Annotated in this window: 18 protein-coding genes, 2 tRNA genes and 1 riboswitch; of the genes, 15 read left to right on the top strand and 5 right to left on the bottom strand. The window is 27.3% G+C overall.

Annotated elements, in window-relative coordinates:
* Positions 1-81 precede the first annotated feature (81 nt).
* The gene (locus tag ACT1UH_RS02195) at positions 82-1,737 is read left to right on the top strand and encodes a hypothetical protein (RefSeq protein WP_444704819.1); all 1,656 of its coding nucleotides are present in this window, start codon (positions 82-84) and stop codon (positions 1,735-1,737) included.
* A 317-nt stretch (positions 1,738-2,054) separates the two neighbouring features.
* Positions 2,055-2,402 carry a hypothetical protein gene (locus tag ACT1UH_RS02190; protein ID WP_444704818.1) on the top strand — a complete coding sequence of 116 codons (348 nt, stop codon included), beginning with the start codon at positions 2,055-2,057 and terminating at the stop codon, positions 2,400-2,402.
* A 123-nt stretch (positions 2,403-2,525) separates the two neighbouring features.
* Here the strand turns inward: ACT1UH_RS02190 and ACT1UH_RS02185 are convergent, their stop codons facing one another.
* Positions 2,526-3,389: a diacylglycerol/lipid kinase family protein gene (locus ACT1UH_RS02185; RefSeq protein WP_444704817.1), complete on the bottom strand. Its 864-nt coding sequence runs from the start codon at positions 3,387-3,389 to the stop codon at positions 2,526-2,528.
* A 71-nt stretch (positions 3,390-3,460) separates the two neighbouring features.
* Here ACT1UH_RS02185 and lepA point away from each other — a divergent pair, with 71 nt between their 5' ends.
* The 5 genes from lepA to ACT1UH_RS02160 all read left to right on the top strand — a co-directional run bounded on the left by lepA (position 3,461) and on the right by ACT1UH_RS02160 (position 8,872).
* Complete coding sequence (lepA, locus tag ACT1UH_RS02180) at positions 3,461-5,257, top strand: translation elongation factor 4 (protein ID WP_438340365.1); 1,797 nt, start codon at positions 3,461-3,463, stop codon at positions 5,255-5,257.
* 24 nt (positions 5,258-5,281) lie between these two features.
* A complete protein-coding gene (locus ACT1UH_RS02175; RefSeq protein WP_438340364.1) occupies positions 5,282-6,187 on the top strand; it encodes an MSC_0882 family membrane protein in 906 nt (301 codons plus the stop codon).
* Positions 6,188-6,193: 6 nt separating this feature from the next.
* Positions 6,194-6,418, top strand: a complete 225-nt coding sequence (locus ACT1UH_RS02170) for a YneF family protein (RefSeq protein ID WP_438340363.1) — start codon at positions 6,194-6,196, stop codon at positions 6,416-6,418.
* A 231-nt stretch (positions 6,419-6,649) separates the two neighbouring features.
* Entirely contained in the window at positions 6,650-7,702 is a 1,053-nt protein-coding gene (gene adhP, locus ACT1UH_RS02165) for an alcohol dehydrogenase AdhP (protein ID WP_444704816.1), read from the top strand.
* A gap of 786 nt (positions 7,703-8,488) precedes the next feature.
* Entirely contained in the window at positions 8,489-8,872 is a 384-nt protein-coding gene (locus ACT1UH_RS02160) for a hypothetical protein (protein WP_444704815.1), read from the top strand.
* A gap of 672 nt (positions 8,873-9,544) precedes the next feature.
* On the opposite strand, the gene ACT1UH_RS02155 is transcribed toward ACT1UH_RS02160, so the two are convergent.
* Entirely contained in the window at positions 9,545-14,239 is a 4,695-nt protein-coding gene (locus ACT1UH_RS02155; protein WP_444704814.1) for a DUF4011 domain-containing protein, read from the bottom strand.
* Between the two features lie 1,545 nt (positions 14,240-15,784).
* Positions 15,785-16,063 (bottom strand): hypothetical protein, encoded by a 279-nt coding sequence (locus ACT1UH_RS02150; protein WP_444704813.1) that lies wholly within the window; start codon positions 16,061-16,063, stop codon positions 15,785-15,787.
* A 262-nt stretch (positions 16,064-16,325) separates the two neighbouring features.
* Between ACT1UH_RS02150 and ACT1UH_RS02145 the strand changes: the two genes are divergently transcribed.
* The 4 genes from ACT1UH_RS02145 (at position 16,326) to ACT1UH_RS02130 (ending at position 18,173) form a co-directional block, all read left to right on the top strand.
* Complete coding sequence (locus tag ACT1UH_RS02145; RefSeq protein ID WP_444704812.1) at positions 16,326-16,460, top strand: hypothetical protein; 135 nt, start codon at positions 16,326-16,328, stop codon at positions 16,458-16,460.
* On the top strand, positions 16,433-17,818 hold the full coding sequence (locus tag ACT1UH_RS02140) for a hypothetical protein (RefSeq protein WP_444704811.1): 1,386 nt from the start codon (positions 16,433-16,435) through the stop codon (positions 17,816-17,818). The genes ACT1UH_RS02145 and ACT1UH_RS02140 overlap by 28 nt, the downstream gene beginning before the upstream one ends.
* Positions 17,819-18,007: 189 nt before the next feature.
* A tRNA-Leu gene (locus ACT1UH_RS02135) sits at positions 18,008-18,094 on the top strand.
* A 3-nt stretch (positions 18,095-18,097) separates the two neighbouring features.
* Positions 18,098-18,173 (top strand) — tRNA-Lys (locus ACT1UH_RS02130).
* Between the two features lie 51 nt (positions 18,174-18,224).
* Here ACT1UH_RS02130 and ACT1UH_RS02125 read toward each other — a convergent pair.
* Positions 18,225-19,376, bottom strand: a complete 1,152-nt coding sequence (locus ACT1UH_RS02125) for a hypothetical protein (RefSeq protein WP_444704810.1) — start codon at positions 19,374-19,376, stop codon at positions 18,225-18,227.
* 499 nt (positions 19,377-19,875) lie between these two features.
* The gene (gene cypl, locus ACT1UH_RS02120) at positions 19,876-21,009 is read right to left on the bottom strand and encodes an ABC transporter thiamine pyrophosphate-binding lipoprotein p37/Cypl (protein WP_444704809.1); all 1,134 of its coding nucleotides are present in this window, start codon (positions 21,007-21,009) and stop codon (positions 19,876-19,878) included.
* A 39-nt stretch (positions 21,010-21,048) separates the two neighbouring features.
* A riboswitch (TPP riboswitch) is annotated at positions 21,049-21,139 on the bottom strand.
* A gap of 207 nt (positions 21,140-21,346) precedes the next feature.
* Between cypl and ACT1UH_RS02115 the strand changes: the two genes are divergently transcribed.
* The 4 genes from ACT1UH_RS02115 to ACT1UH_RS02100 all read left to right on the top strand — a co-directional run bounded on the left by ACT1UH_RS02115 (position 21,347) and on the right by ACT1UH_RS02100 (position 24,910).
* Positions 21,347-21,682: a hypothetical protein gene (locus ACT1UH_RS02115; protein WP_444704808.1), complete on the top strand. Its 336-nt coding sequence runs from the start codon at positions 21,347-21,349 to the stop codon at positions 21,680-21,682.
* A complete protein-coding gene (locus tag ACT1UH_RS02110; RefSeq protein ID WP_444704807.1) occupies positions 21,672-23,015 on the top strand; it encodes a hypothetical protein in 1,344 nt (447 codons plus the stop codon). Before ACT1UH_RS02115 ends, ACT1UH_RS02110 begins: the two co-directional genes overlap by 11 nt.
* The gene (locus ACT1UH_RS02105; protein ID WP_438340352.1) at positions 23,008-23,976 is read left to right on the top strand and encodes a lactate/malate family dehydrogenase; all 969 of its coding nucleotides are present in this window, start codon (positions 23,008-23,010) and stop codon (positions 23,974-23,976) included. The genes ACT1UH_RS02110 and ACT1UH_RS02105 overlap by 8 nt, the downstream gene beginning before the upstream one ends.
* 190 nt (positions 23,977-24,166) lie before the next feature.
* Positions 24,167-24,910 (top strand): ATP-binding cassette domain-containing protein, encoded by a 744-nt coding sequence (locus ACT1UH_RS02100; RefSeq protein WP_444704806.1) that lies wholly within the window; start codon positions 24,167-24,169, stop codon positions 24,908-24,910.
* The last annotated feature ends 92 nt before the right edge of the window (positions 24,911-25,002 follow it).

Below are 25,002 nucleotides of genomic sequence, written 5' to 3'. Positions count from 1 at the left end.
AATCTTGACTAAAATTTATCTAGTTTAATTTAATATGTGGTGAAATATAATCCATTTTTTATTCATTGAGGAGTTATTTTTATGAGAAGAACTAAAAAAAATAAATTAGGAATATACCTTGCGATTGCATCAGGGCTGGTAGTTACTGCCGGAGCAACATTAACTTATGTTTCACTAGTTAATAAAAATCAAAATTTATTAAATAATAGGATTTCGATCATTAAACAGAAGGAACAAGAGATTGAAGTTGCAAAGAAAATACTAATAAAAGCACAGCATACATTAAATAACACTAAAATTAAACAAAAAGATTTAATTAAAAATCTTGATTTAACTAATCAAGAAATAGGTGAATTATCTAGCAAAGATTTTAGTCTTAATCAAACTATAAAACAATTTAAGAATGAAATTAGTAATTTAGATATAAAACTTGCAAATACCTCACTACAACTTGAAAAATCTAAGAAGTTATTAGATCAAACTACTCAAAATAGATTAAATGTAGCATCTGATTTAGAACAAATAAAGAAAAGAATCAAGCAAAAAGAAAACGATATATTCTTAAAACAGGAAGCCTTAACAAAAAATGAACTAGCAAAGCAAGAATCTGATAAACAATTAGTTATAGCTAGCGAAAAATTAAAAAACATGAATGAACAACTTATAAAGGCAGTTAATGAGCACATTGCTGCTAAGGAAACGGCGGCAGAGTTTGGTCGTTATATAAGATTTGTTCTCAGACCTAAACATGAAAAAGTACACGAGCAATTTGCTGAAAAAGAAAAGGAATTGGAAAAAGTTCGAAAAGAATATGAATCATTAATGCAAGATTTAGATCATATAAATGAAAGGAAATCCGAATTAGAGGAACGATTATCTTGATATAGTAAGGATGCTAACAGATGAAAATCTGAGTATGAGGAAACTAATAAAAAATTAAATGAAGCGCTAAAAGATAAAAATAAAAATGTTGAAGAAATAAAAGAGTTGGTTTCTGAGGCACAAGATTATTACCATGATTTTATGAGTTCAAAGGAAAATATGAATAACATTAAAAACCAATTATCGAATCAAATTCCTGAACAAATTAGTGATTTAAATGAAAAAATTTCTTCTGTAGCTAAAAAATTAGAAGACACTGAAAAGCAAGTTCGTATTGCTTACGAAGCCTTTCGAGCTTCGTTTGATGAATATAATAATAAGATTGGTACTAAAAACATAAATAATCAAAAAAAGGTTACTGAAACTTATAAAGAGCTAACAAAGGCTAGAGAAAATTACAATTATGCCTTAAATAACTTTCAAGCCGCAAACATTTTAGTAGAGCACAGAACCCAAAAATTTAATCAAGTAAAACAAGAATATATAGACCTATTTAAAGAAAAAGAAACATTAGAATCTAACAAAGCGAAACTTGAAGAAGTTCTAGAAATTGCAAATAAAAAAGAACAAATTATGAACTCAGAAAATCTTAATAAGATTGACAGTGAATATAAAGATTTAAATAAACAAAAAGAAATGTTAATACAAAAATATCAAAATGCTAAAAATGAATTAGCTTCGTTGTTTAAGCAAAAAGAGTCGTTTAAACAGCAAATTATAGATATTCAAGCAAGTGTTGAAAATACGGATAAGGCAATTTCATTTTTGGCGACGGACGTATTATCAAAAGCAAAAATATTAGAGCATAAAATTAAGGAATTAGAACAAATAAAAAATAAGCTATCAGTTATTTAAAAATCTATAATAATTAATGAAGTTTATCAAAATGAAAACAAAAAATGTTTTAACAAAAAATATCTTGTTATATTTCAAGATGTTTTTTTGTTTTCTAAAACATAAAAATTTTATGATAAACATAGGAAATAAATCAATAGAATACTTTCAATAAACAACTGCCTTCTTGATAGCAAAATCACTAGGAAAAGCTAAAAAGCGCCCTGTTTTAGACGATATTCGTTCATATATATATATATATATATATATATAGTATTATTTATATGTAACATTTAATAATGTTATATTTATTTATATATTGAAAGGATATTAAAAATATGAAATTCTGTGGAAAATGTAATAAGCATTTTGATGAATATGTTAAGTTTTGTCCAATTTGCAGCGCAAATCTTTCTAACAATTCTAATAAGCAAGTAAAGAATAATACACAAAACAATATTTTTGCGATTCTTGGATTGGTTTTTGCGTTTTTTATTCCTTTATTAGGTTTGGCTTTTAGTATTGTTGGTCTTGTACAATCTAAGAATCTTGGAGGATCTGGTAAAGGATTGGCGATAGGTGGTATTGTTGTTTCATTAATATTACCAATTTTAATTATTTCATTAATTTTTGGTCTCGCCTCACACGCAGCTGCTGCTGCTACTCTGCCTTTTTATAATATTTAATGAAAATTTTAAAATATTTGGATATTTGTCCAAATATTTTTAATTATTGTTTTGTAGTTTAAACTTGTTTTGGTTATAAAAACTTCTAAAAGCTTAAGTTGTAGCAAAAAAAAAAAAAAAAAATTATTTTTTAAATTCTATAATAGATCCAGTTTCAAATATTTCGCCATCAATTTGCGAAAAATCATTGGTTATATTTTCGATTTTGATTTCATTGCCAAATATTTGTTCAACGTTTTTTATTGCAGTATGCATTCCTGAGTAGACTAGCATAAAAGCACCGAGAAGTTTTGTAATTGCTAAATCATGCACGACAATAACACATAATTTATCAGATAGTATATCAGCATTTGGAGCAATTTTCATTCCTCCGCCATAATAAGGCCCATTCATTACTGAAACAAGATTTATGTTATTAAAAAAATACTCTTTTTTATCAACAGTAATCTTTATGTTGTTTAATCTCTTATATTTTTTTAAACATTCAATTGTTGTTCGAAAAAAAGAACCCCTTGCACCTGACTTCTTTTTTTCATTAACAGTTTTAGCAATTAGAGCATCAATTCCAAAACCAGTTCCATTTAAGAAATATCTATATGTATTTCCTGACTTAATTATTGGCAATTTTTCAATAAACTCATTAATTTTGTAAAGATGTCGCGATCTTTTTTCTGGTTTATGGTGGATCTTAACATTTCGCACAAAATCATTTCCCGTACCCGCCTTATATGCATATATTTCTGGTTTAGCGCACGATTGTTTTAAAGTGTTAATAATGTGTGTTAGGGTACCATCACCACCAATGATTATAATTTTATCCTCGTTAGTAAGGCGGTCTAGCAGGGAATTGTTATTATTGCTACTTGCTACATTGATAATTTTTAAGGAATCCTCGTTCATTATTTTGACGATTTTGGAAACAATATTGAATATTTTTGATTGATTTCTACCTGTTTTTGATAATGAGTTATATAAAACGTATAGCATGGAAGTATTATATAATAATATCATTAGAAAAAAGTATTAAAAATCCATTTTAAACTTATAATTATAAAAATATGACGAATCCTAAAATTAGAAACTTTGCAATAATTGCACATATTGACCATGGAAAAAGTACATTAGCAGATCGTATTTTGGAACAAACTAATACAATTACAATGCGTGAATCAAAACCTCAAATTCTAGATTCGATGGATCTGGAGCAGGAAAGAGGAATTACTATTAAATTAAATGCTGTTCAGATTAAATATAAGGATTATATTTTTCATTTGATCGATACACCTGGTCATGTTGATTTTACCTATGAAGTAAGTAGGAGTCTAGCAGCCTGTGAGGGGGCTATTTTATTAGTTGATGCAACACAAGGTATTCAAGCGCAAACATTAGCTAACGTTTATTTAGCCATTGAAAATAATCTTGAGATAATACCGGTTATAAACAAGATTGACTTAATTAGTTCAGAACCGGAAAGAGTTAAGAAAGAAATCGAAAGTATAATTGGAATTGATGCAAGTGATGCAATTTTAATTTCAGCTAAAACAGGAAAGAATATCGATAATGTTATTGAAGCAATTATTGAAAGAATACCCGCTCCCAAAGAAGCTGATCCCAACAAGCCTCTTAAAGGTTTGATATTTGATAGTTATTTTGATAATTATCGAGGGGTTGTTATCTATACGCGTATTTTTAATGGTGAAGTAAAACCAGGTGATACCATTTACTTTATGCAAACCAAAAAATCATATATGGTTACAGAATTAGGTGTTAAGAATCCTTATGAAGAAAAAAGAGATAAACTTTCTGCCGGTGAAGTTGGTTGGATCACTGCATCAATTAGGGATGTTAAGGATGTCGCTGTTGGTGACACTATAACTTTGTTAGATAATCCTGTCGATTATCCTCTTGCTGGATATAAAAAAATGAAGCCTGTTGTTTATACTGGATTTTTCCCCGTTGATAACAGGGATTATAACGCCTTAAAGGACGCTTTAGAAAAAATTAGTCTTTCTGATTCTTCAATAATATGAGAACCCGAAACCTCAAAGGCCCTTGGATTTGGCTTTAGAATTGGTTTTCTTGGTCTATTACATATGGACGTTTTACAAGAAAGACTTGAAAGAGAATTTAACATTGATATATTAGCAACTGCCCCTTCTGTGGAATTTGTTGTTACTCTAACAAATGGTGAGGTTGAATATATTACCAATCCTTCATTATTTCCTGATCGTAGTTATATTAAAACTATTGAGGAACCATATATCCGAGCATCAATTATGTTAACTGAGGAATATATTGGGTCTATTATGGAACTTTGTCAATCAAAAAGAGGGAAGTATATTAATATTGAGTATTTAGATGAAAAAAGAAGACGTTTAATATATGAACTTCCACTAAATGAAACTATATTCGATTTTTTTGATCTAATGAAAAGCTACTCAAAAGGTTATGCTTCTTTTGATTATGAACATATTGGCTTAAGAGAAAGCGATCTTGTTAAGGTAGATATAATGTTGAATGGGGAAAAAATTGACGCTTTAGCGCTAATTGCTCATCGTGATTTCGCATACAATAAAAGTCGTGAATTAGCCGAAAAACTTAAGGAGGTAGTACCAAGAAAAAATTTTGAAATTCCGATTCAGGCGGCGATTGGTGGTAAAATTATCGCAAGAGAAACAATTAAGGCTTATCGTAAGGACGTAACTGCTAAACTTTATGGTGGAGATGTTACAAGACGCCAAAAATTGCTAAAGAAGCAAAAAGAGGGCAAAAAAAGAATGAAACAGATCGGCAGTGTTGAGGTGCCACAAGAAGCTTTTTTAGCAATCTTAAAAACAGATAACAATAAAAAATAGGTCATGAGAAAGGACTGCGCTTTTATGGAATTAAAACCAATTATAACCAATAGTTCTCAAAGTAGCGATGTAGTTGCAAAATATTCTGAAATGTTAACTGTTAATAATATGTCAGGTGCAGAAATCAAGACAAAATCATTAAGTTCCAACATTAAAAAAACTCTCGACCCAGAAGGATTAATACCAAATGGAATATATAAGGTTTTCAGAGCTGAAAAATCATTAAAAAAGTTTAGCATATCAGCTTATTTATTTGTATTTTTTTTGGCATTAATATCTTGCTTATTATTTGCATTTGCGCCCTCATTATTTTCTAGTTATCTAAGCAAAGATATTAAATTAGTCCCATGAGGGTGATATGTTTCTCCAATCCTATTTGGATTAATATCGTTAGTCTTACTTATTTTGGATGTAATAGACCTGAATGCACTATCTAAGTCTGTTGATGATTATCGTGAAAAAATAAAACAAGGAATTAGTTTTGCTCCACCTTTTATTGCCTCATTGTATGAAAAACTTATGAGAAGACAAGTTAGAATTACATGATTTGTTGTTGCGATTTTATTTTATGTGGGTTTATTTACTCTTGCCTTTTGAGGCCTTAAGGATGCTCAGTGATGAATTCTGAACTTTAAGGATTGAATACACAAGGCTTTTTCTGACCCAAATTTAGTTATTTATATTCTTTGTGGAATAATGCTTGGGGTTTTACTTTTATTTATTATTGGAACAATCCAAAGAAAAAAAAGAATGGTTGATATTCAAGTTTTTTTTGGTAGTGACGTGATGAGCAATACAGAACTATCAAAAATAAGAGCAGAAGCACATAAGTTTTGAGCTAAAATTTTTTTTATAAGTGTGTTAGTGCTTTTAGTTATACCTATTATAATTTTATTAATTGTTAAAAGAATTATGAAGAGAGGAAGATAAAATATTATGCCTGTATGAGGAATCGTTTTATTAGTAATTTTACCTATCATATTTGGAATTGCTGGTGCTATTTTAGCTATTTTTATAACAAAGAAAAAATTTGAAAAGCAATTAAAAGAAAACCCACCAATCAATGAAAAGATGATTAGAGTTATGTTTCAACAAATGGGTCGCAAGGCTTCTGAAGCGCAAATTAGAAGCGTAATGCGTTCGATGAAACAAGCAAAATAGAGTGTGCCAAATAATGAGCACATTCTATTTTTATTATTTATTCATGCGTTATGAAATTTTTGTGTTTAATATGCATTATCGATATTTATTATTAAATATTTTTTTTGAATGCTATGAGTATAGCTACTAACAACAAGCACAATATCAAACCGACATTTTTAAAATATGATAAGTTAGAATATTATTGATATAATTTAAGTTAAATGTAAATAACTTTGGAGGTATATTAGAATGACAAAAATGAAAGCATTTGTTGTGAGGGGGCCAAAGGATTGATCGATAACAGAAGTGGCTATTCCTAAACCCAAATATAAGGAAGTATTAATAAAAATGGAAACAAGTGGAATATGCCATACTGATTTGCATGCAGCTAATGCTGATTGATTAGTAGATCCAAAATATCCACTCATTCCTGGACATGAAGGGATCGGAATTGTTAGTGAACTTGGAGAAGGATGTACAAGACTTAAAGTTGGTGATCGTGTTGGTTTGGCTTGGCTTCATGACACATGCGGTCATTGTGAGTTTTGTTTAACCGGAAGAGAAACTCTATGTCCTAACCAAAATATGACTGCTTATACAAAAGATGGCACATTTGCTGAATATGCTATTGGTCATGAGGATTATGTAGCAATTATTCCTGAAAAATTTGATATTGTTTCTGGCGCGCCAATTATTTGTGCTGGTGTTACAACATATAAGGCTTTAAAGAGAACTAACATTAAACCTAATAATTATGTAGCGGTTATAGGTGTTGGTGGATTAGGTCAACTTGCGATTCAATATGCAAATGCAATGGGATATAAGGCTATTGGAATAGATATTAGTGATGATAAGGTTGACTTAGCATTGAAGAGTAAGGCGGTTGCTGCCTTTAATTCACGAAAAGATCCTGATTTTATAAGTAAAATTACGCAGTTAACAAACGGTGGAGTCCATGCTGTTATCAACACTTCAGTACATCCGACAGCAGCCGAACAAGGAATGGCAATATTACGGCGTGGTGGGCGTCAAGTTTTGGTGGGATTGCCGGCCAAGGATGCTATGGGAAAGGTTGATATTAATGTTTCTATTTTTTGAACTGTTCTGTTAGAAAAAGAATTGGTTGGTTCAATTGTAGGAACTAGACAAGATCTTAAAGAAGCAATTGAATATGCAGCTGAGGGAAAGGTAAAATCAGAAGTTACAAAAATTGTTAAACTTGAAGATGTTGAAGAAATTTTTGAAAAACTTGAAAAAGGCGAATTTCTTGGAAGAGCAGTTATTGATTTTAGAACAAAATAATTTTTTAAAAATATACCAAGTAGAATAATATAAGTCTCTAATACTACTCAATTAATATGAGTAGTATTTTTAAAAAATGAATATAAATGTTAAATTGTAACAAAAATGATCCATCTATTATATATAGTAAAATGTTATCGGTGATTTTATTATGTGCGAAATAGAATTAAACTATTTTCACTTAAATCCTTACATAAAAAAATTCGGACCCTGAATATTTTTACCTCATTAAACTATATAAATTTTTATTCATTTTTTCTTCTATTATTTTCTTGATGTATTCGCTGGAAATTTAATATTCTGTATTTATGAATACAAAATGTTTTTTAGAGAAGTAATTAAGATTTTCAGCCAATATTTTTCCCAGTACTCCGTTATCTTATAAATATTCTTTATTTACATTTTTAAAAAATAAATCATTTTTTAGCTCGACCGATCTTCTTCATCTTTCGAACTCTACTTTGTGACTTAAGCTGGCGTTTTTTCTATTATTCTGTATGAATTCGTAATCTCTTAGAATTGCAAAGCATATATCAATTTTTAGTTGTATTAATAAAAGGAATTTGTATTTGGTTTTATAAAATAAATTTCATTTAATTTTTTGTGATTTTGTAAAAAAATTCATATTGATCAAAACCTTAAAAATAAAAAGTCATCAATCATATGTCTATCAATTAAACACTTGTCAAATTGTTGCATATTTTTAATTTGTTCTAGTCTATACTTGAAAAATATTTTTTGGTTTTATACCCATTCTTTTTCAAATCATTTATATAGTTTAGAAAAATGCTTGTATCAGTCAGTCTTTTGTCAATAATTTTAATACCGTGCTCATTTAGAAAAGGAGCAATATTTTTTATAACAGTAGATTTTTTGCTTGCTCCCATTCCTGAAAATGTAATTCTTAATGTTGTTCTCCTTGAAGTTGCAAAATATAGATATAATGAAATTGAAAAATGGATAATGTTTATGATCAAAGCATCGAAATTTGGAAAGGCAACACCAGAGAAAAACGCAAAGCATATTATGCTTTTTAAACATCATACAATTTACGAATCTTTAAAATCTAACGCCATTATTGTTGAAGCGACTGCTGATATTGGATTGAATGTTGCTAACAGTATAGCAGACACTAATTTATATTTAAAATTTGAACCAAATTCTAAATAATTTATATTGAATATTTTTCCTAATATATTGTTGGTAAATGGGTTTGAAATGTAAAATATTGCAAAGAAAATTAAAAAATATAACGCAAATAATAGTGACGAATATAACGAACTTCTTGGCTCACTTATTTTGAAATTTTTCTTGATTTTTTTATTAATTAATATCGATATCAATATTGCTATATAAATGAATTATAGAATTCCATCAATGACTAAGCCATTTGCAAATGAAAAGAATGCGTATAAAATTGCATTGAGTATTTCGGTTAAATATACCGTTGTTTTTTTCTTTGCAAATCAATATATTGAAATAACTCCTAAAAACCCCGATAAGGCAACAAAAATATTTGTTATCTTTTTTATAATGAGATCAGAGAGCTCCATATAAATGTTTTGGTGTCAATATTAAATATTGAAAAAATAAAAAGAACCAGTACGATTATGATAAAAAAAGAAATTTTAATTTTTCTTCTATTTTTAATAATTCGTTTCATTTATTTTAAAAAAGTAGGTGCTTAGATTGTTTAATATCTGTCTATTGCGGTTAATAATTGTAGTTAAAAAATAATAATAAAAATACAAATACGCCTTAATTTAAGATGTATTTGTATTTTTTTATACTTAAACTGGGAAATAATTTTGAATATTTATATTGAATTTATTTGATTAGTTATTAGTCGAGTTTATCATTGGCTTTGAATAATTCATCATCTAATTTTTGAATTTTTCTTTCTTTTGCCATTTTGTTTAAAATATCAAGAACGTAATTTTTTTGTTGTAGGTTTGAAACTTGTGTTTTAATTCTATTTGATAATTCTCTACAGAAATCATCTAAGCTAATTGTAATATAAGAATTTTCTAATATTGTTATAAATAGATCACGCAATTCATATGGATGGATATCAAAAATTGATCTTTTTGTTTCTTTTGAAAAGCTTTCCCTAAATTTAAAATTGAAATCAGGGAAAGAAGGAACTATGAATAGGTATTCATCTTTGCTACCCAGTCCATATGCTAATTTGCTTGCTAACATTTTAACACCATTTGTTAAACGATCTTCGCGTAGCAATTTTTTAACGATACCTTCATAAGTTTTATAAGGCAATGCACCTGCAACTGAAAATAGTTGAGCAATAATAAGACTTCTTTCTCCTTGATATGATTTTAAAAATTTTAAACTATTCATTTCAATAAATTTATCTAGATCAGGGAATGCTGGGAAAGTTGCTTGTTCATTTTCGTGTTCATTTAGTTCTATTGTGAATGATTTTGTCATTTCTTCGTTGTCTTCTGATTCGTCAGCCGAATTAGTGTTGTTATATAATTCTTGCAATTTATTTAAAATAATGTTAACTTGTGCATCGGGGTTTTTGAATCAGTCGGTTGATCAAATTCTGTGAATATTTCAACCTCTTGCTTCTAACACTTCCTGTCTTAATCTATCACGATCACGTGTTGTTTTTGAAGAGTGATAGGTTGCTCCATCGCATTCTATTCCTAGAATATATTTGTTTGGATTATTTTTATGAACTACTGCTAAATCAATTCTAAATCCTGATGATCCGACTTGTGTTTTTAAAGTCAAACCTTGTTCAGTAAGTTTATCATAAACTTGTTGTTCGAAAAGTGATTCAACACCTCCGCTCGTTTCTTTTAAATCTTCTAAGGCGTTTATTCCGAATTCAGCGTTTTTAATGAATTTTTCAAGAAGTTTAACCCCTCTTTGTTCACTTCTGAATCAATTAACTTCATGACTTTTGAATGATGATATAAGAATTAAACCTTTTTTGGCACGAGATATTGCAACATTAAGTCTTTTATATCCGGATTCGCTGTTATTTATTGCTCCAAAGTTTACACTAACTTCACCGTTTGCGTTCCTTTTATTATCTAGCAAGAATAATATGATATCTCTTTCATCACCTTGAACTGTTTCAATGTTTTTAACAAAAAATGCATCTTCTCTATCTTCATCAAAATAAAATTTTAAATGTGGATTATCATGAATAAATTTATCCATTTCTCTTTCAAATTGATTTAATACTTCAGCGTTAAACACAACAACACCGATTGAATATTTGTTTTGATACTTTTCAATAATGTCCTTTATTGTTTTCTTTGCTTCTTCAAATAATGTGTTTGTTTCGTCAATATATTTATTTGGTTTTGCGTAAAGGAATCTTAATCCTTCGATATCATTAGGTTGTTTAGAGTTAGGGAATGTTATTAAGTCTTTATAAATTTCTTTATTTGATGTATAAATTAATTCTTCAAATTTTGAACGATAGTGTCATTTTAGTCTAATTGAGTTAAGGCTAGCTTCGGCTAAATTTAAAAGTGAATCATAGCCATCTGAAAAGTTATCTGTTGAATCCTCGACTTCAAGAAAACCTTCTTCATTTTCTGCTGATGAAAAGAAGTTTGATGGAGGCATTTGTTCCTTATCCCCAACGACTATAACTTGTTTAGCTCTAAATAATGAACTTATAGCACTTTCTGGCCTAATTTGAGATGCCTCGTCAAATATAACTGTATCGAATGTATAGTCAACATCTTTAAAGAAGTTGCTTACTGTTAGAGGAGAAAGCATTAAACAAGGTTTTATATTTAAAATAAGTTCAAGCGCTTTTTCAAAAAACTTCTTAAAAGGCATAATGGCACGAGTTTTACTGCTTTCTTTTTTAAGCAACATATACTGACTATTAGCAGCGGCGAAGAATAAACTAGATTTAATTCTTTTATCATTTTCTAAAATAATTTTATCTCTTGCCAAAGCATTAGCTTCTTTGTCTTTTTCTTTAAATACATTTACACATTGATTTAGTAAAACTGTATCTGCATTTGAAATTTCAGTTTGAATAATAGTTTCTGTTAGTTTTTCATAGAATTTTCTAAGATAAATGTTTTCAAAATTGCTATCTATATTGTTTGAAATAATGGCTTCAATGAAAGAACTTTGACCTAAATTGGCAAGCCTATTTTTTGCGCTAATGAAACTTATGTAGCTAGTTATTGAATCCATATTTGTCAATAATGTTATTGTTTTAGATAGAAAATCATCTAGTGATACTGTTTTAAAATTTACAATATTATTGTCGAATAAGGAACCAAGAAATTCAATATTTTCACATAGTGTGTTTAAATTATTTATATTTGTCTTTATTGATTCTTTGTTTTGATTATAAGTTTTTACATATGCATTGAATATTGTTAGGATATCATTATTATTTTGTTTAATAAACTCAAGACTGGTTAAAACTTCATTAACTTTATCAATATTGAAGTTGTCTAAATTTAGATTTATTTTGTTTATTAGTTCATTAAATTTTGTGTCCAATTCTTTTATTTCAGCGAATTTTTTAGCCTCATCAAGGATTCTTAATTTTCACAGATTTTCAGGTTCATATACATTTTGTTTTTTGAAATAACTTCTGTATTGTCTTCACGTTTTTGAAAAAACCCTAAAAGGGTTAAATTTGTTTTTGTTAAGTGTTGAATAAACTTCTATAGCATCATTAGTTTCAAAAAATTCTAAATTCTTTCAAATTTTAGATTGGGTTTCGTATTTAGTGGTTTTGTCATTGAACACACTAATAATTTCTTTTAAATTTATTATTTCTAAATCAATACCGCCATTTAAATAGTTTGAAATATCCTTGAAGTTATTATTTTCAATGAAGTTTGCAACAAATTTTATATTTAAAGTATGTTTAGAAAATTCATTATAAAAGTCGTTTGGTTGTGCAAAAATATTCAAGTTTTTGATTCAAGTAGCAATATTTTTTGAATGATCTTTTAAGAAAAATAGTTTTTCCTCAATCTCATCTTTTTCCTTAAATTTAATTGTATCCTTTAATAAACCGTACCATGGATGTTGTTTAAAATTAAAATCTATGTTCTTCAGTGAATGTTCAAATGACTGAATTGTATTCTTAATATTTTCAAAATCTTCACCATTAATAGACATTATATTATTAATACTGAATCTTATGTTTGGGAAGTCATTTAATGAAAAATATTTACCAATATATTCGTAAAGATTTTTGTATTGAGGCTCTCTTTTTCTTAATAAGATTTCTCCATATTTTTCTAAAAATTCTTTGCTTCTTTGATAGTTAGAAATCAATGTTTGAATATTGTTGTCATCGATTTCATATAATCTTGCCTCTTCAATTGATTTATTAATATCTCTTAATATTTCTTTTTTATCGACTTTTGTGTCGTGAATAGGCATCGCATACTTTTCCAATTTAATTTTTTTAAGGTTGTTGAAAACGACTTGAAGAGCAGCATTTTTTTCAGCAACAAAAAGAATCTTTTTACCTCTTGTTATAAGTTCGGTAATAATATTTGTAATTGTTTGGGATTTACCTGTTCCGGGAGGTCCTTGTAAGATGAAACTTTTTCCTTCAATGGCATTTTGAATGGCGATTTCTTGTGAAGAATCTGAGTTAAGAATTTTATATTGATTTTGAATATCAATCTTTTGGTTTATATTTGTTTCATTAATATTAGATATATCTGTTGCATCGTCAATTTCAGCGCTGATCATTCTTTTGAAAAATTCACTTTCAGATATTTTCTCAATATTTTGTTCAATATCTTTGTAGATGTATATATTACTAAAATCAAATGTAGATAAATAAATATCTTTTGTAATTTCTCATCTTTTATCGCTAATTTGGCCTAGAATTTTTTCAGCATATTCATCAAACATTTCATTGGCATTATTATTTGAAGGTTCAAATGTAAAGTCAGCATTAAAACTATTTTTCATTTTACGTACTAATGTTTCATTTTGAATAAAATCATTTTCCGCTTTTCTTGTAATTCTTCAACCCGATGTATTGCTATCTTTTTTAATTTCTACTGGATAGAATAATAAAGGAGCGTAATTTGGCTCATATGAAGTTGTTGACTCGTATCACTTCACTAAACCAAATGTCATATAAGCAATATCAATTGAATATTCCTCTCTAAAAAATTCTTGCCTTTTTCTCAATTTCTTAATTGTTTCTAAAAATATAGACTCACCAAATTCTGGATAAAGTTGATTTTTCTTGATAGTTGTTTGTTGCTCAATATCTTCTAAATTATGTGAATATAAAGCTTCATATCCGTATTGGCTTTCTGTATATTTTCTAACTTGGTCATAAATCGCCAATGGGAATACTTCTTTTTCAGTGTTATTGAACAATTCTAGTAATGAATAAAAGTCAGGATAAACTATTTTTAATTTATTGGGAATGGTCTTTTTTAAAGAGATACCAATATTTAAGGATTTGTTTCTTAAAGTTAAGTCAAGTAATTTCGTTTTTCAATGATTAATATTTTTTATTAGTTTTTCTTTTTTGATATTATCGATCATGTCTTTTAATCCCCATTTCTATGTACATTTAATACTGTATTAAATTTAGATTGTTATTGCTGGTTTTATGTTTAAAATACTTTCAATAATGATTTTTTTATACAGCTTAAACTTTTAATGATTTTTATAATTTTATAACTAATTATAAAAATATACAAAAAGTGCTGATTTGCTTAAAAAAACGGCACTTTTTTTACTTTTATGCGTTAAATTGCATGTTAATTCTTAATCAAATCGCAACATTTTTATAGTTTAAAAATGTTTATTAAACTTATGATATTAAATTTATTTTTTAAGCTTTATTCATATTTTGATTGGTTGGTAAACAAAATTTTTTAAACCCACTTTTGCGGACAATAGAATAGAATTAAAAATCTACTTAAAGTATTCAGATAGGTTATTATCCACTTCTTTAATTACGTTTTTAAACATTGATTTTAAGTGGTTAATTTCTTGTTTTAAATCCGATGTATTTAATTTAAATCTTTCTAAATTTCTAATCAAGTAATTAAACTTGTCCGTAAATGTCAAAACTACTGACTTATGCGTTACGACTATCAAACTCAATTTTATAAGCCAAATCGTCTCAAACGTCAAGATTTTTACCTAATTAAAATCCTTTGTGAGTTAAAGTTAGATAAATCATTGCTTGCTTTGTAACGATTTTCTGGAGTTTTGAAAAAAATATTTACCGCTTGAGTTCATACAAAATAAAACTTTTATTTTCTTTGAAAAATTAACTCTATTGCCGTTAGTATCAACTGGGGCATAATATTCGTCTGGGTGCTTCACTGCGCCTGAATGAGTTTTGTTTTTAAAATGATAATCAACATCTCAACCAGGATCGCCTTCAGTTATTTTTCTAAAACAGTTTTTATCGCTATTTCTTTTTTAATTTTGGAGATATAAAATTAAAGTAATCTATTAATTGGTCTTCAATTTTACTAATTTCTGTTCAATGTTTTATATTCTTTATTTTAAAGCATATGGGATAATTTAATTGAGCAGTTTTAAAAGACCTTTCAACAAAAGACTTAAATTACAAAACACTAGAAGTTTGAACTTTAAAGCCTAAGGATTGCAAATACTCAGTAATAGGTGTGTATGAAGACTCTTTTTCAAAAAGTTGTTCTATTATCGGTTCTTATAATCTGCGGAATTCCTTGTGTTCTAAAAAGTTTTCAATCAGATTCATATAACCAATATCGGTTTCCTCTTTAGACACACGGACTGCTAAAAGCCTACTAGTGGCAGGATCAATAGCGTGGTAAGTATGAAAAGTTTCACCCAATCCCATTGTGTCTGGCGTAGCATCGATCTCAACGATCATACCTGAAGAAAGATTTTTCCAGGTATTTTTTATTACTGCATTTTTTCTATTGTTTTAGGATTCTCTAATCTGCTATTTATTGCATAATAAAATATTGTTTCTAAAACTTGCGTTATTTAAAATATTTTTTGCGTTTCTTTTAGCTTCTTTTCTAGTCGCTTTGTGCGAGTGCTCTGTTGCATAGCCTTTTTTTAAAGTGCGTCTGTAAAGAGTTTTTAAAGAGATATTGAACCTTTTGTTCTATAATAAATTGCCATAGTAACATTTCTAGTTCTATCTCTGGGTTGATCAAAAACAAAAGAACTAAAATCTCTGATTTTTTCAATTTCAGAATCTACAAGATCATCACTAAACTTTTGTTTATATTTATTTCCCTTATTTTTGTGCGAGGCATTAAATGTCCCACTAAAATTTATAGATTTTTTAATTTTAGAAACTGTAAAACGGCTAACTTCGTGTTTTATGGCGATTTGGTTTATTTTTAATTTTTCCAAAAGTTATATCGGTATAAATATCTTTTCCTTTTTCTCAAAATCTGTTAAATTTTGGATTTCTATTTTTTTATATTTCACATTACCTCTTATAATTATTTTAAACTATAGGATGTTGCAAAATAATTGAGAATTGAAATGTAGCAAAATAATTGAGAATCCACATAATTAATGGTAATAAAATTAATTTTTTTTATTTTTCGTTAAATTGCAACAAAAATGAGCCACCTAACATATATAGTAAAATGTTATAGGTGGTCTTATTATGCATGAAATAGAATTAAACTATTTTCAATTAAATAGAAAACGAAAATTAGATGTTATAACTACATATTCTAATTTAACAAATAAGCAATTATCTTTAAAAGCAAAATGTTCAATATCAACCATAAAAGATTAAAACAAAAATTAAGAAATGCTAAATTATGCAAAAAAGAGGTTAACTTAGCGCATGGTAATCAATGAGGCGATAGAAAAAAGATTTACAGTAATGATTTAATTATCAATTATGGGAAAAAATACGAAAGTGAAAAATTGATTGCTGGAACAAAAAATAGTTCTTGTAATTCATATATGTCTTACTGTTTGTTTTATGAGAGAATAGCTAATGTAAAAATATCATATAGTCAATTAACAAGAAGACTTACGCAAAGCGGATTTCTAAGTGCTTTTGCTCATAAAAATACAATAAAAAGACAAAAAACTTTTGTAAAAAAATATATACCTTATAAGCCAAATATTTTGCCTAAAGAAAAGATTGCAAAACCAACCATAATCTCAAAAAGAAAATTAGTAAATATGGGCGAATGTGTTGAACTTGATGGATCTATTCATTTTTATGTTGATCAAACCTTATGAACAATTGTTGCATGTATCGATGTTTCAACTTCAAAAGTTTTATCACTTTATTTTGACGAAAAAGCCGAATCAGTAAAAGGTTATCAAATTATTATTCAAGATATGATTAATAAATATGGGATACCAAAAGTAATGATTAGCGATAATAGAATGAATTTTCATAATAACCTTGAATCTAGCGCTATTTTGTATGATGCAGTCACAAAATTAGGTACTGAATTTATAACAACATCAGTATCTAATGAAAAACCACATATAGAAAGTTTTTGGAGAATTGCACATAATAGAATTCCGATATTTTTAAAAGATAGAAATATTAAAACAAACCAAGACGCTAATAAATATAGATGCGAAATTATTGCAATGCTTAATGATATAAAAACAAGAAAATCAATTACCGATTCTGAAAAAAATGAATTTAGAAAACCAAACAGCGCAACTCTTGAAGCTTATTTTGATTTGCCAATTAAAAGACAAATTTTTAATGGAATTGTAACATTTAAAAATAAAAAATATATTCCTAAAAATGAAAAAAATCAAAAAATAAAAGTCACATCAAAAAATGATGCAACTTTTATGATCGGTGCAGATCAACAATACTATTTTCACATAAACAATAAAAGATATAAAGCTTTTGAATTAAATGAAAATGACATTCAAATGTATGAGAAAATAGCATATAGTAAAAAGCTTCCTCTTGAAATATCGGTGGTTAAAAAAATTGTGAAACATCAAGAAGCCGGATATTACTACAATCAAATGTTATCTAAAAAAACAGAAATTTTAGAATCTTTTGTTAAAACTGGTCTTATTTCACAAAGAGAAATAGATTTAATGCGATCAATTAATGAAGATTTAGAAAAAATAAGAAGAGATATAAATAAAATTGTAATTTTATAATAAATTATTCTATTCCTAAAAGTAGAGCTATTTTTTTATATTTTTTTATTAGAAATTATGCAAAATGTATATTTAAACAAATTCAAAATATCGGTGGCTCATTTTTCACGCTAATTAATGATGTAATAAAATTAATTTTTTTTATTTTTTAAAAAATATATTATAATATTTAAGCATTAATCAATTAATGCCCAGGTGGCGGAATGGTAGACGCTACGGACTTAAAATCCGTTGGCTGTAATGGCCGTGCTGGTTCAAGTCCAGTTCTGGGCACCAGAAGCGCCCTTAGCTCAGAAGGTAGAGCAAATGGCTTTTAACCATTGGGTCAGAGGTTCGAATCCTCTAGGGCGTACCATTTCAGGTGACTGACATAAACAAATAAAAGACAGATTATCTGTCTTTTATTTTAATTTCTTTGTTTAATACTAAATCTTATGAAATATGAAGTGAAACTGATTAGCGCAATGATAATAAAACCTATTCACAAATAAGGCGAAACATCAGCTATATCTTTTGCTCTTGTTAGATTTGTTTTTTGGCCTAATAATGAAGAAGACAAAGAACCATAAATTATAAAATTTCTAGCTATTTTTTCTAGTTCTAGGCTTGCAAAGCTAATGAAATCTAGTCTAATTTTTGGGCGAATAAAATTTCTATATATCAAAAAATTAGAGAAGCCTAGTTTTTTTAATTCTTTTATTTTTTCTATACTAATGTTATTAATTGTCTGATATAAGTTTCTTGATATTGAAGATGCACTATGGATACCAAAAGCAAAAACAAATGATGCTGACAATTCTTCAAAAAGATTAGAAAGCATTAGAAATATAATAACAGCAGGTATTGCTCTTATTAATATATTTAGATACTTATAGAAGATACTTAAATGTTTTCCTACTATTGATTTAGACATTAATAGCATTCTAAAATATGAAATAAAATATGTTAAAATGAAGGTTAAGAATACAAGTGATGCAAATTGAATGATAATCCAAAAAATCCCATCTTCGCTAAAGCTAAAAATTATATCTTTTCAACTCCCCTTAAACATATTATTTAAAAAGCCAGTAGCTTCGGTCTCATAAAATTTTTCATGAGCTAAATCTTTTATAGCTATGCAAATTAGCGCAAAGGTAAGTAAAATAAATAGTGAAATAAAAGTTTTTTTGATTATATTATTAGTTTGATATTTCTTAAAATTTATATTATCTTGTTTTCGAGATTCAAATAGGAATTTGTTTATATTTTCACTAATAATTTCCACTAAAAACAAGAAGGAAACTAGTATTAACAAAGGTATTATTAGTTCTGTATAATTTATTGGCTGAATTTGAGGATTTATTAAAATTCCTATCCCTAAAAAACCAATATTAGCTAGTATTGCTGACCAACGTAAATTTGTTTCAAATGCATAGATGAAGTAACTTATGAATTTTTTTCTAAGTTGAGGTCATATTTCTGTTCAAAAAGCCTTTTGTCTTGAGTGCTGTGATTTTACCAAATGATAAAAAATACTAAAATTAGCATTCTCAATTATTTGTGAAAAATACTCATGCAATCAAAGTCATGTAAACCAACAAAAAATTAATGCTATCGCTAGTTTTTTATCAAAAGAAATTTTAAATAAATATACAAAAAACAATTCTGGAAAAATTCTTAAAGCAATTACTATAACTTTAGATGGAATAGCTATATATTTGCTATTGGTTTTAATATTAGAAAAATACGAAGTGAGAAATGCGAGCATGAATCCAATAATTGTACTTAGGAAAATTATTTTTATACTATTTCATAAAAACAAAAAAGAAATATAAAAGAGATTTTGTTTATATATATTACTAAAACTACTTGGAGAAAAAAAATCCCTTAAATTTTTAATAAAGAGATTAATACCTGATGGTGCAAAACTAAAATTAACAATATAGATTGAAGCTATAATTAATAAAATAATAAAAACAAAAAATGCTATTTTTCAAACTAGCCGATATGGTCCGTTTTTTAAAATAGTATTGCCTAATTTTAACTGTTCTTTAAAAATGTTTCTTTTTAATCACATATTAACTAAATATTTTATTATAAGGTTGTATTACTTCCTTATCAACATCATTAATTATTTTGTAGCCATTAAATCCTACGGTAGGACCATAATCATCTTCGTTATTTCTTCATAAGTCTATTATTATATTTTTTAAATAGTTTATTTGTTCCGTATTGAAATCATCTTTATTAACCACTACAACATTATACTTTAGTGGATCAGTGGCTGTTAAAAACTCAATTTTAACATTCTCATCATCAGGGGTGTAGAACTTGCCCCTTTTATTATTGCGATAGGCAAACGAGGCCATTTCATCGAAAACAATATGATATTTTTTAAGTGAACCATTCCCTATATTTTTTGCTTCTCCTTGTGTATATTTTTCGATATTTTTTATTTTATCTTCAGCAAAAGAATTAAATTTATTGTTTTCTAGATTAAAATGCTTTTTGAATAATGCTTCTTGTAGAATATATTTTGAACCGCTGCTTTCCTTACCGGTCACAATACCAAAATTTCTAAAAGTATTTCAATCTTTATTGTCTCATGCTTTTTTAATTTGTTCTCTTTCTTCATTTGTGCCTTGAATCATTATAATGCCACGATAGTATTCAACTAATTCATTATTTTTTGCATAGAAATATTCGTATATATTTCCATTCCAACTATATTCTTCATCGGTTCATGCGGTATATGATTTTTTATTAAACAATTTTTGTAATTTAGCAGCAATAATTCTTAATTTGTCAGTGTTTGATCCATCTGAGTAGCTATCATTAAAATTTTTATCAAATTTAAATGCCCTAGTCATAGTTTGCAAGATAGGAATAATATTTTGGTCATTGTTTCTGATGAATAAAGGAGTCGTAATGATAGCAATGTTGCTTGTTTTTTTTCTAACAATACTAGCTATATCATTATTTGCTGAAACGTATCTTACTTTAATTGTTGCATCCTTATTTATTTTCTTTTTAAATTCAGATAAAATTTTGCTAAAAAATAGATGTTTTTTATTACCAAAAAAAGGCTCATTTATAACAAATTTTAATGTTAAATTAGCATCCTGCTTTGCACTGCACGCAATAGAAATAAAGGCAAATGTGGACATTAGAGTGCTTAGGCTTAGTATAAACGCTATTTTTTTATTTTTCATAAAACAAAAATCCCTTCAATTTAATTAAAAAGGGATGATGACCAAAAAATAAGAACTCACTACGCCAGTATTATCTGGATCAGCTAACGAGGGTATTTCTCAGCCTTAATGGGCACCCCTGTTCATAAATTTATGATTCAATTATAGTACTTTTTAGTTTGCAAAAAGGAAAAAATTTCTTTTTGCTTATGTTGTAATTAATATTGGATTTATGAGTAAGTTTTATAGATATGCTATTTTGCTTTGAAAATATAAAATATACTTTGGATATCATAATTATTTTTTGTTATTTAGCATATAATTTATATGCTACTAAGTACATTTAAAAGGGAAAAAGATGAGTTATTCAGTCGGTCAAATAATAAAGGCAAAAGTTTACAAAATTTCAAGCAAATTTATAACTCTTATAACCAAAACCAACCATGTTGGTTATTTAGGCATTTCTGAAGTTAGTGATTATTATATAAGTAATTTGAATTCATTTTTTAAGATTAATGACATTAAAGAACTAATAATTATTGATATAGCAGCAAATGGTGAACTTATTTTTTCGTTTAAGCAAATTCATCCAAAGGAATTAAGAAATCCTTTTAGTTTTAAACTTGATAAAAATGGCGCTAAGTTTGATAAATTGCTTGATTTTACAAATAAAGGAATACATTATGGCGATTAAAAGTAAGATAGATTTTTTATCTGACCAGGTTATTGACTCTAAATTATTTAGTGGTAAATATAAGGATATTATTAACGATATTAATGATAAAATAAAATCCAAAGAAATTGAAGGATATAAAAATTTTGGTTTTTTTGAAATTGATAGAAATATCCAAAGGAGTGATTATTCAAAGATAAAAAAAATTGTGAAATTTTTTAATGATGAAAAAATCCAAACCTTTGTTGTCATTGCTCCACAACATATATGTATTCAATCAAAGAGTATAATAGGCCTAGCGAATTCCCGCTTAAGAAACAATTGTGGAATTGAGATTATGTATGTTGATGAAAGTTATGAAGGAATAGATATCTTAAACCTAATTCAATATTTAGAAAATAGGTCATTTGCAATTAATGTTATATCAAAAAATGGAGAGGATATTGAGAGCTTAATTGTTTTTAGAGAATTGGTTACATTACTTAATATACAGGTTGGCAGAAATAATGCAACCAATTATATTTTTATAACAACTAATAACAACTATGGAAAATTATTCAATCTTGTTCAAACAAAAAATTATAATCATTTAGTTTTATTAGATAATACCCCTGAAAGATATTTAAACTATTCAGCAGCAGTTTTATTACCTCTTGCTTGTGCTAATATTGACATTGATGATTATATTGAAGGTGCAAAAGAAGCAAATGAATATTTTAGTAACACAAATTTAGAAAATAATAGTGCATATCGTTACGCTCTAGTTAGATATATATTTAATAAACAAGATCGCAATCATGAAGAGAAAGATATTTTTGCAATTGAGAATATTGTTTCGGGATCTAAAATTTATAAATGTTTAAATGATTTATTTGCTATGTATCTGGTTTCGTCTTCATATCGGAGTTATAAAGGGATACAGGTTAACACATTTATTCATCCTTCTGATACTAAAACGTTTGCTAATTTGTTTTATAATAAGCAAAGAAGAATGTTTAATACTCATATTTCGGTTCAAAATCCCATGTTTGACTTCAATATAGCTATTGTTAATGACAATGATGGCGATGAACTTAATTTTTTAATGAAGAAAACATTTAACAATGTAAATAAGGCATTATTGCAAGCAACTAAGGATTATTATCTAGGTATTCAAATACCTTTTATAGATATAGTTATTAGTGATTTAGAGGACAAAACATTGGGTTGAATTGTTTCCTTTATTCATCGTGCATCAATAATGAGTGCACATCTTATGAAAATAGATCCATTTGAAGAAACCGGATTAAAAACGTTTAATATCGTTATGGCTAAAAAAATTAACGAATTAATGGGGGGACAAAAAAATGACTAAAATAGGAATTATTGGCGTTGGGGCCGTTGGTTCGGCCTATTTATATGCTTCATTGAATAAATCGATTGAGGCTGATTATGTATTGGTTGATGCCTTTGTTGAATATGCAAAAGCACAAGCTAAAGATCTGAATGATGCTGCATGTTCGATGTTACAAAGCGGTTCAACATTTGTGGCTGGAACTTATCAAGATTTAGCAGATGCTGAGATCATTGTTATTACTGCATCGGTAAAACCGAAGGATGGAGTTTTAAAAGATCGACTTGAATTATTAACAGATAATGCTAAATTAATTGCTGAAATAGGAACAAAAATAAAGCAATCAGGTTTCAACGGTATTACTATTATTGCTTCAAACCCGGTTGATATTATGGCTTCAATATATCAACAAATCACAAAATTTGCTCCCGAAAGAGTTATATCATCTGGAACAATTCTTGAAACCGCTAGAATGAAAAAATTCCTGTCTGAAAAAATTAATGTTAAGGCAGGATCGATCACTGGATTCGTTATTGGAGAACACGGAGCAAGATGTTTAATTCCGTTTTCAAAAATAAGAATAGGACTTGGTTCATTAAAGGATTGATTAGCAAATAATACAATTTCGGAAGAATGATTACAAAAATTAAATCAAAAAGTTAAGGATGAAGCATTTGAAATTATTACTGGAAAAGGAATTACAAATTTTGGAATTGGTGAAAACCTAGCCGAAATTACGCAATCAATTTTAACTGATCGTCAAGCAATTTATTCATTAGGAGTTAAACTTCCACAAGAGTATGAAAATAGTGGTGTTTATTTTGGATTACCTGTAATTTTAGGAAGAAATGGTTATCGTCATTTACCAAAAATTAGATTAACAGATGATGAACAATCCATATTTGATTCATTTTCAAAGGAAATGAAGGAAACTGTTGTTGAAATTCTTAAAAATTTAGGTATAGAACCAGATTTTAAGTAATGATTAAAGCTATTGTTTAAACATGGAAATCTCTCTTTAATTGGGAGTTTTTTTATTTATTTCTTTTAAGTTTAATTTATTGAGAATTTATAATGTCAGGCCTATTTGTTAATATTAATATGATGTAAATTTATTTTTTGCATAATTGCGTTATATTAATATGTTAAAAATTACAATATAATATTAAAATATGAAGAAAATTCAATTTGAGCATTATTATGCCGCATACCCAAGATCAAAGATGAATATATTAAATGATATAAATTTGTTAATTAATCAAGGTGAAATGATTGCTATTATAGGAAGATCTGGTTCAGGAAAAACTACATTGTTTAATGCCATTCTAAAACAACTAAAAACTAGTAAAGGCAAACTTTTTATTAATGAATATGATATAGAGAACATTTCGAAACGACAATGAAAAAAAATAGTAAAGAGAGTTGGTTATCTTTCGCAAGAAACAAATCTTATTGAGTCGCTAAATGTTTATGAAAATATTTTGCATTTTTATTCAAAATATAAAAATGTGTTATTTTCCTTGTTAAAAATAATAACTAAATCACAAAAACAAGAAATTTATAATGTTCTCGACTCCTTAGGAATTTTAGATAAGATCTTTACAAAAATTTCTGATTTATCAGGCGGTCAAAAACAACGTGTTGAAATAGCAAAAATTTTGCTAAGAGACGTTGATATTATTTTAGCTGATGAACCAACTAGTTCACTAGATATTAAAACATCAAAGGATATAATGTCAATTTTAAAAAATATCAACATGAAATATAACACAACAGTTTTAGTTAATATTCATGATTTAAATGTCCTTAGAAATAATTTTTCTAAATATATTTTTATTAATAATGGTCAAATAGTTAAAAATGGAGACCTTTATAATCTTTCTGAAAAAGAATTAGAACAGTTATATGAAAGTTAGATATTAAGAGGTATGTTTATTACTTTTTTATTTTTTAAATTGTTGTTTAATGTAAAATTAAGTAAATATAAAATGGAAAGGTGACTTAATGG

Source organism: Mycoplasma sp. 332 (assembly GCF_052378275.1).
In the GTDB taxonomy this organism is placed as follows: domain Bacteria; phylum Bacillota_I; class Bacilli_A; order Mycoplasmatales; family Metamycoplasmataceae; genus Metamycoplasma.
The sequence above is the reverse complement of the archived record's forward strand: the minus strand, read 5'-3'. Positions and strand labels throughout refer to the sequence as shown.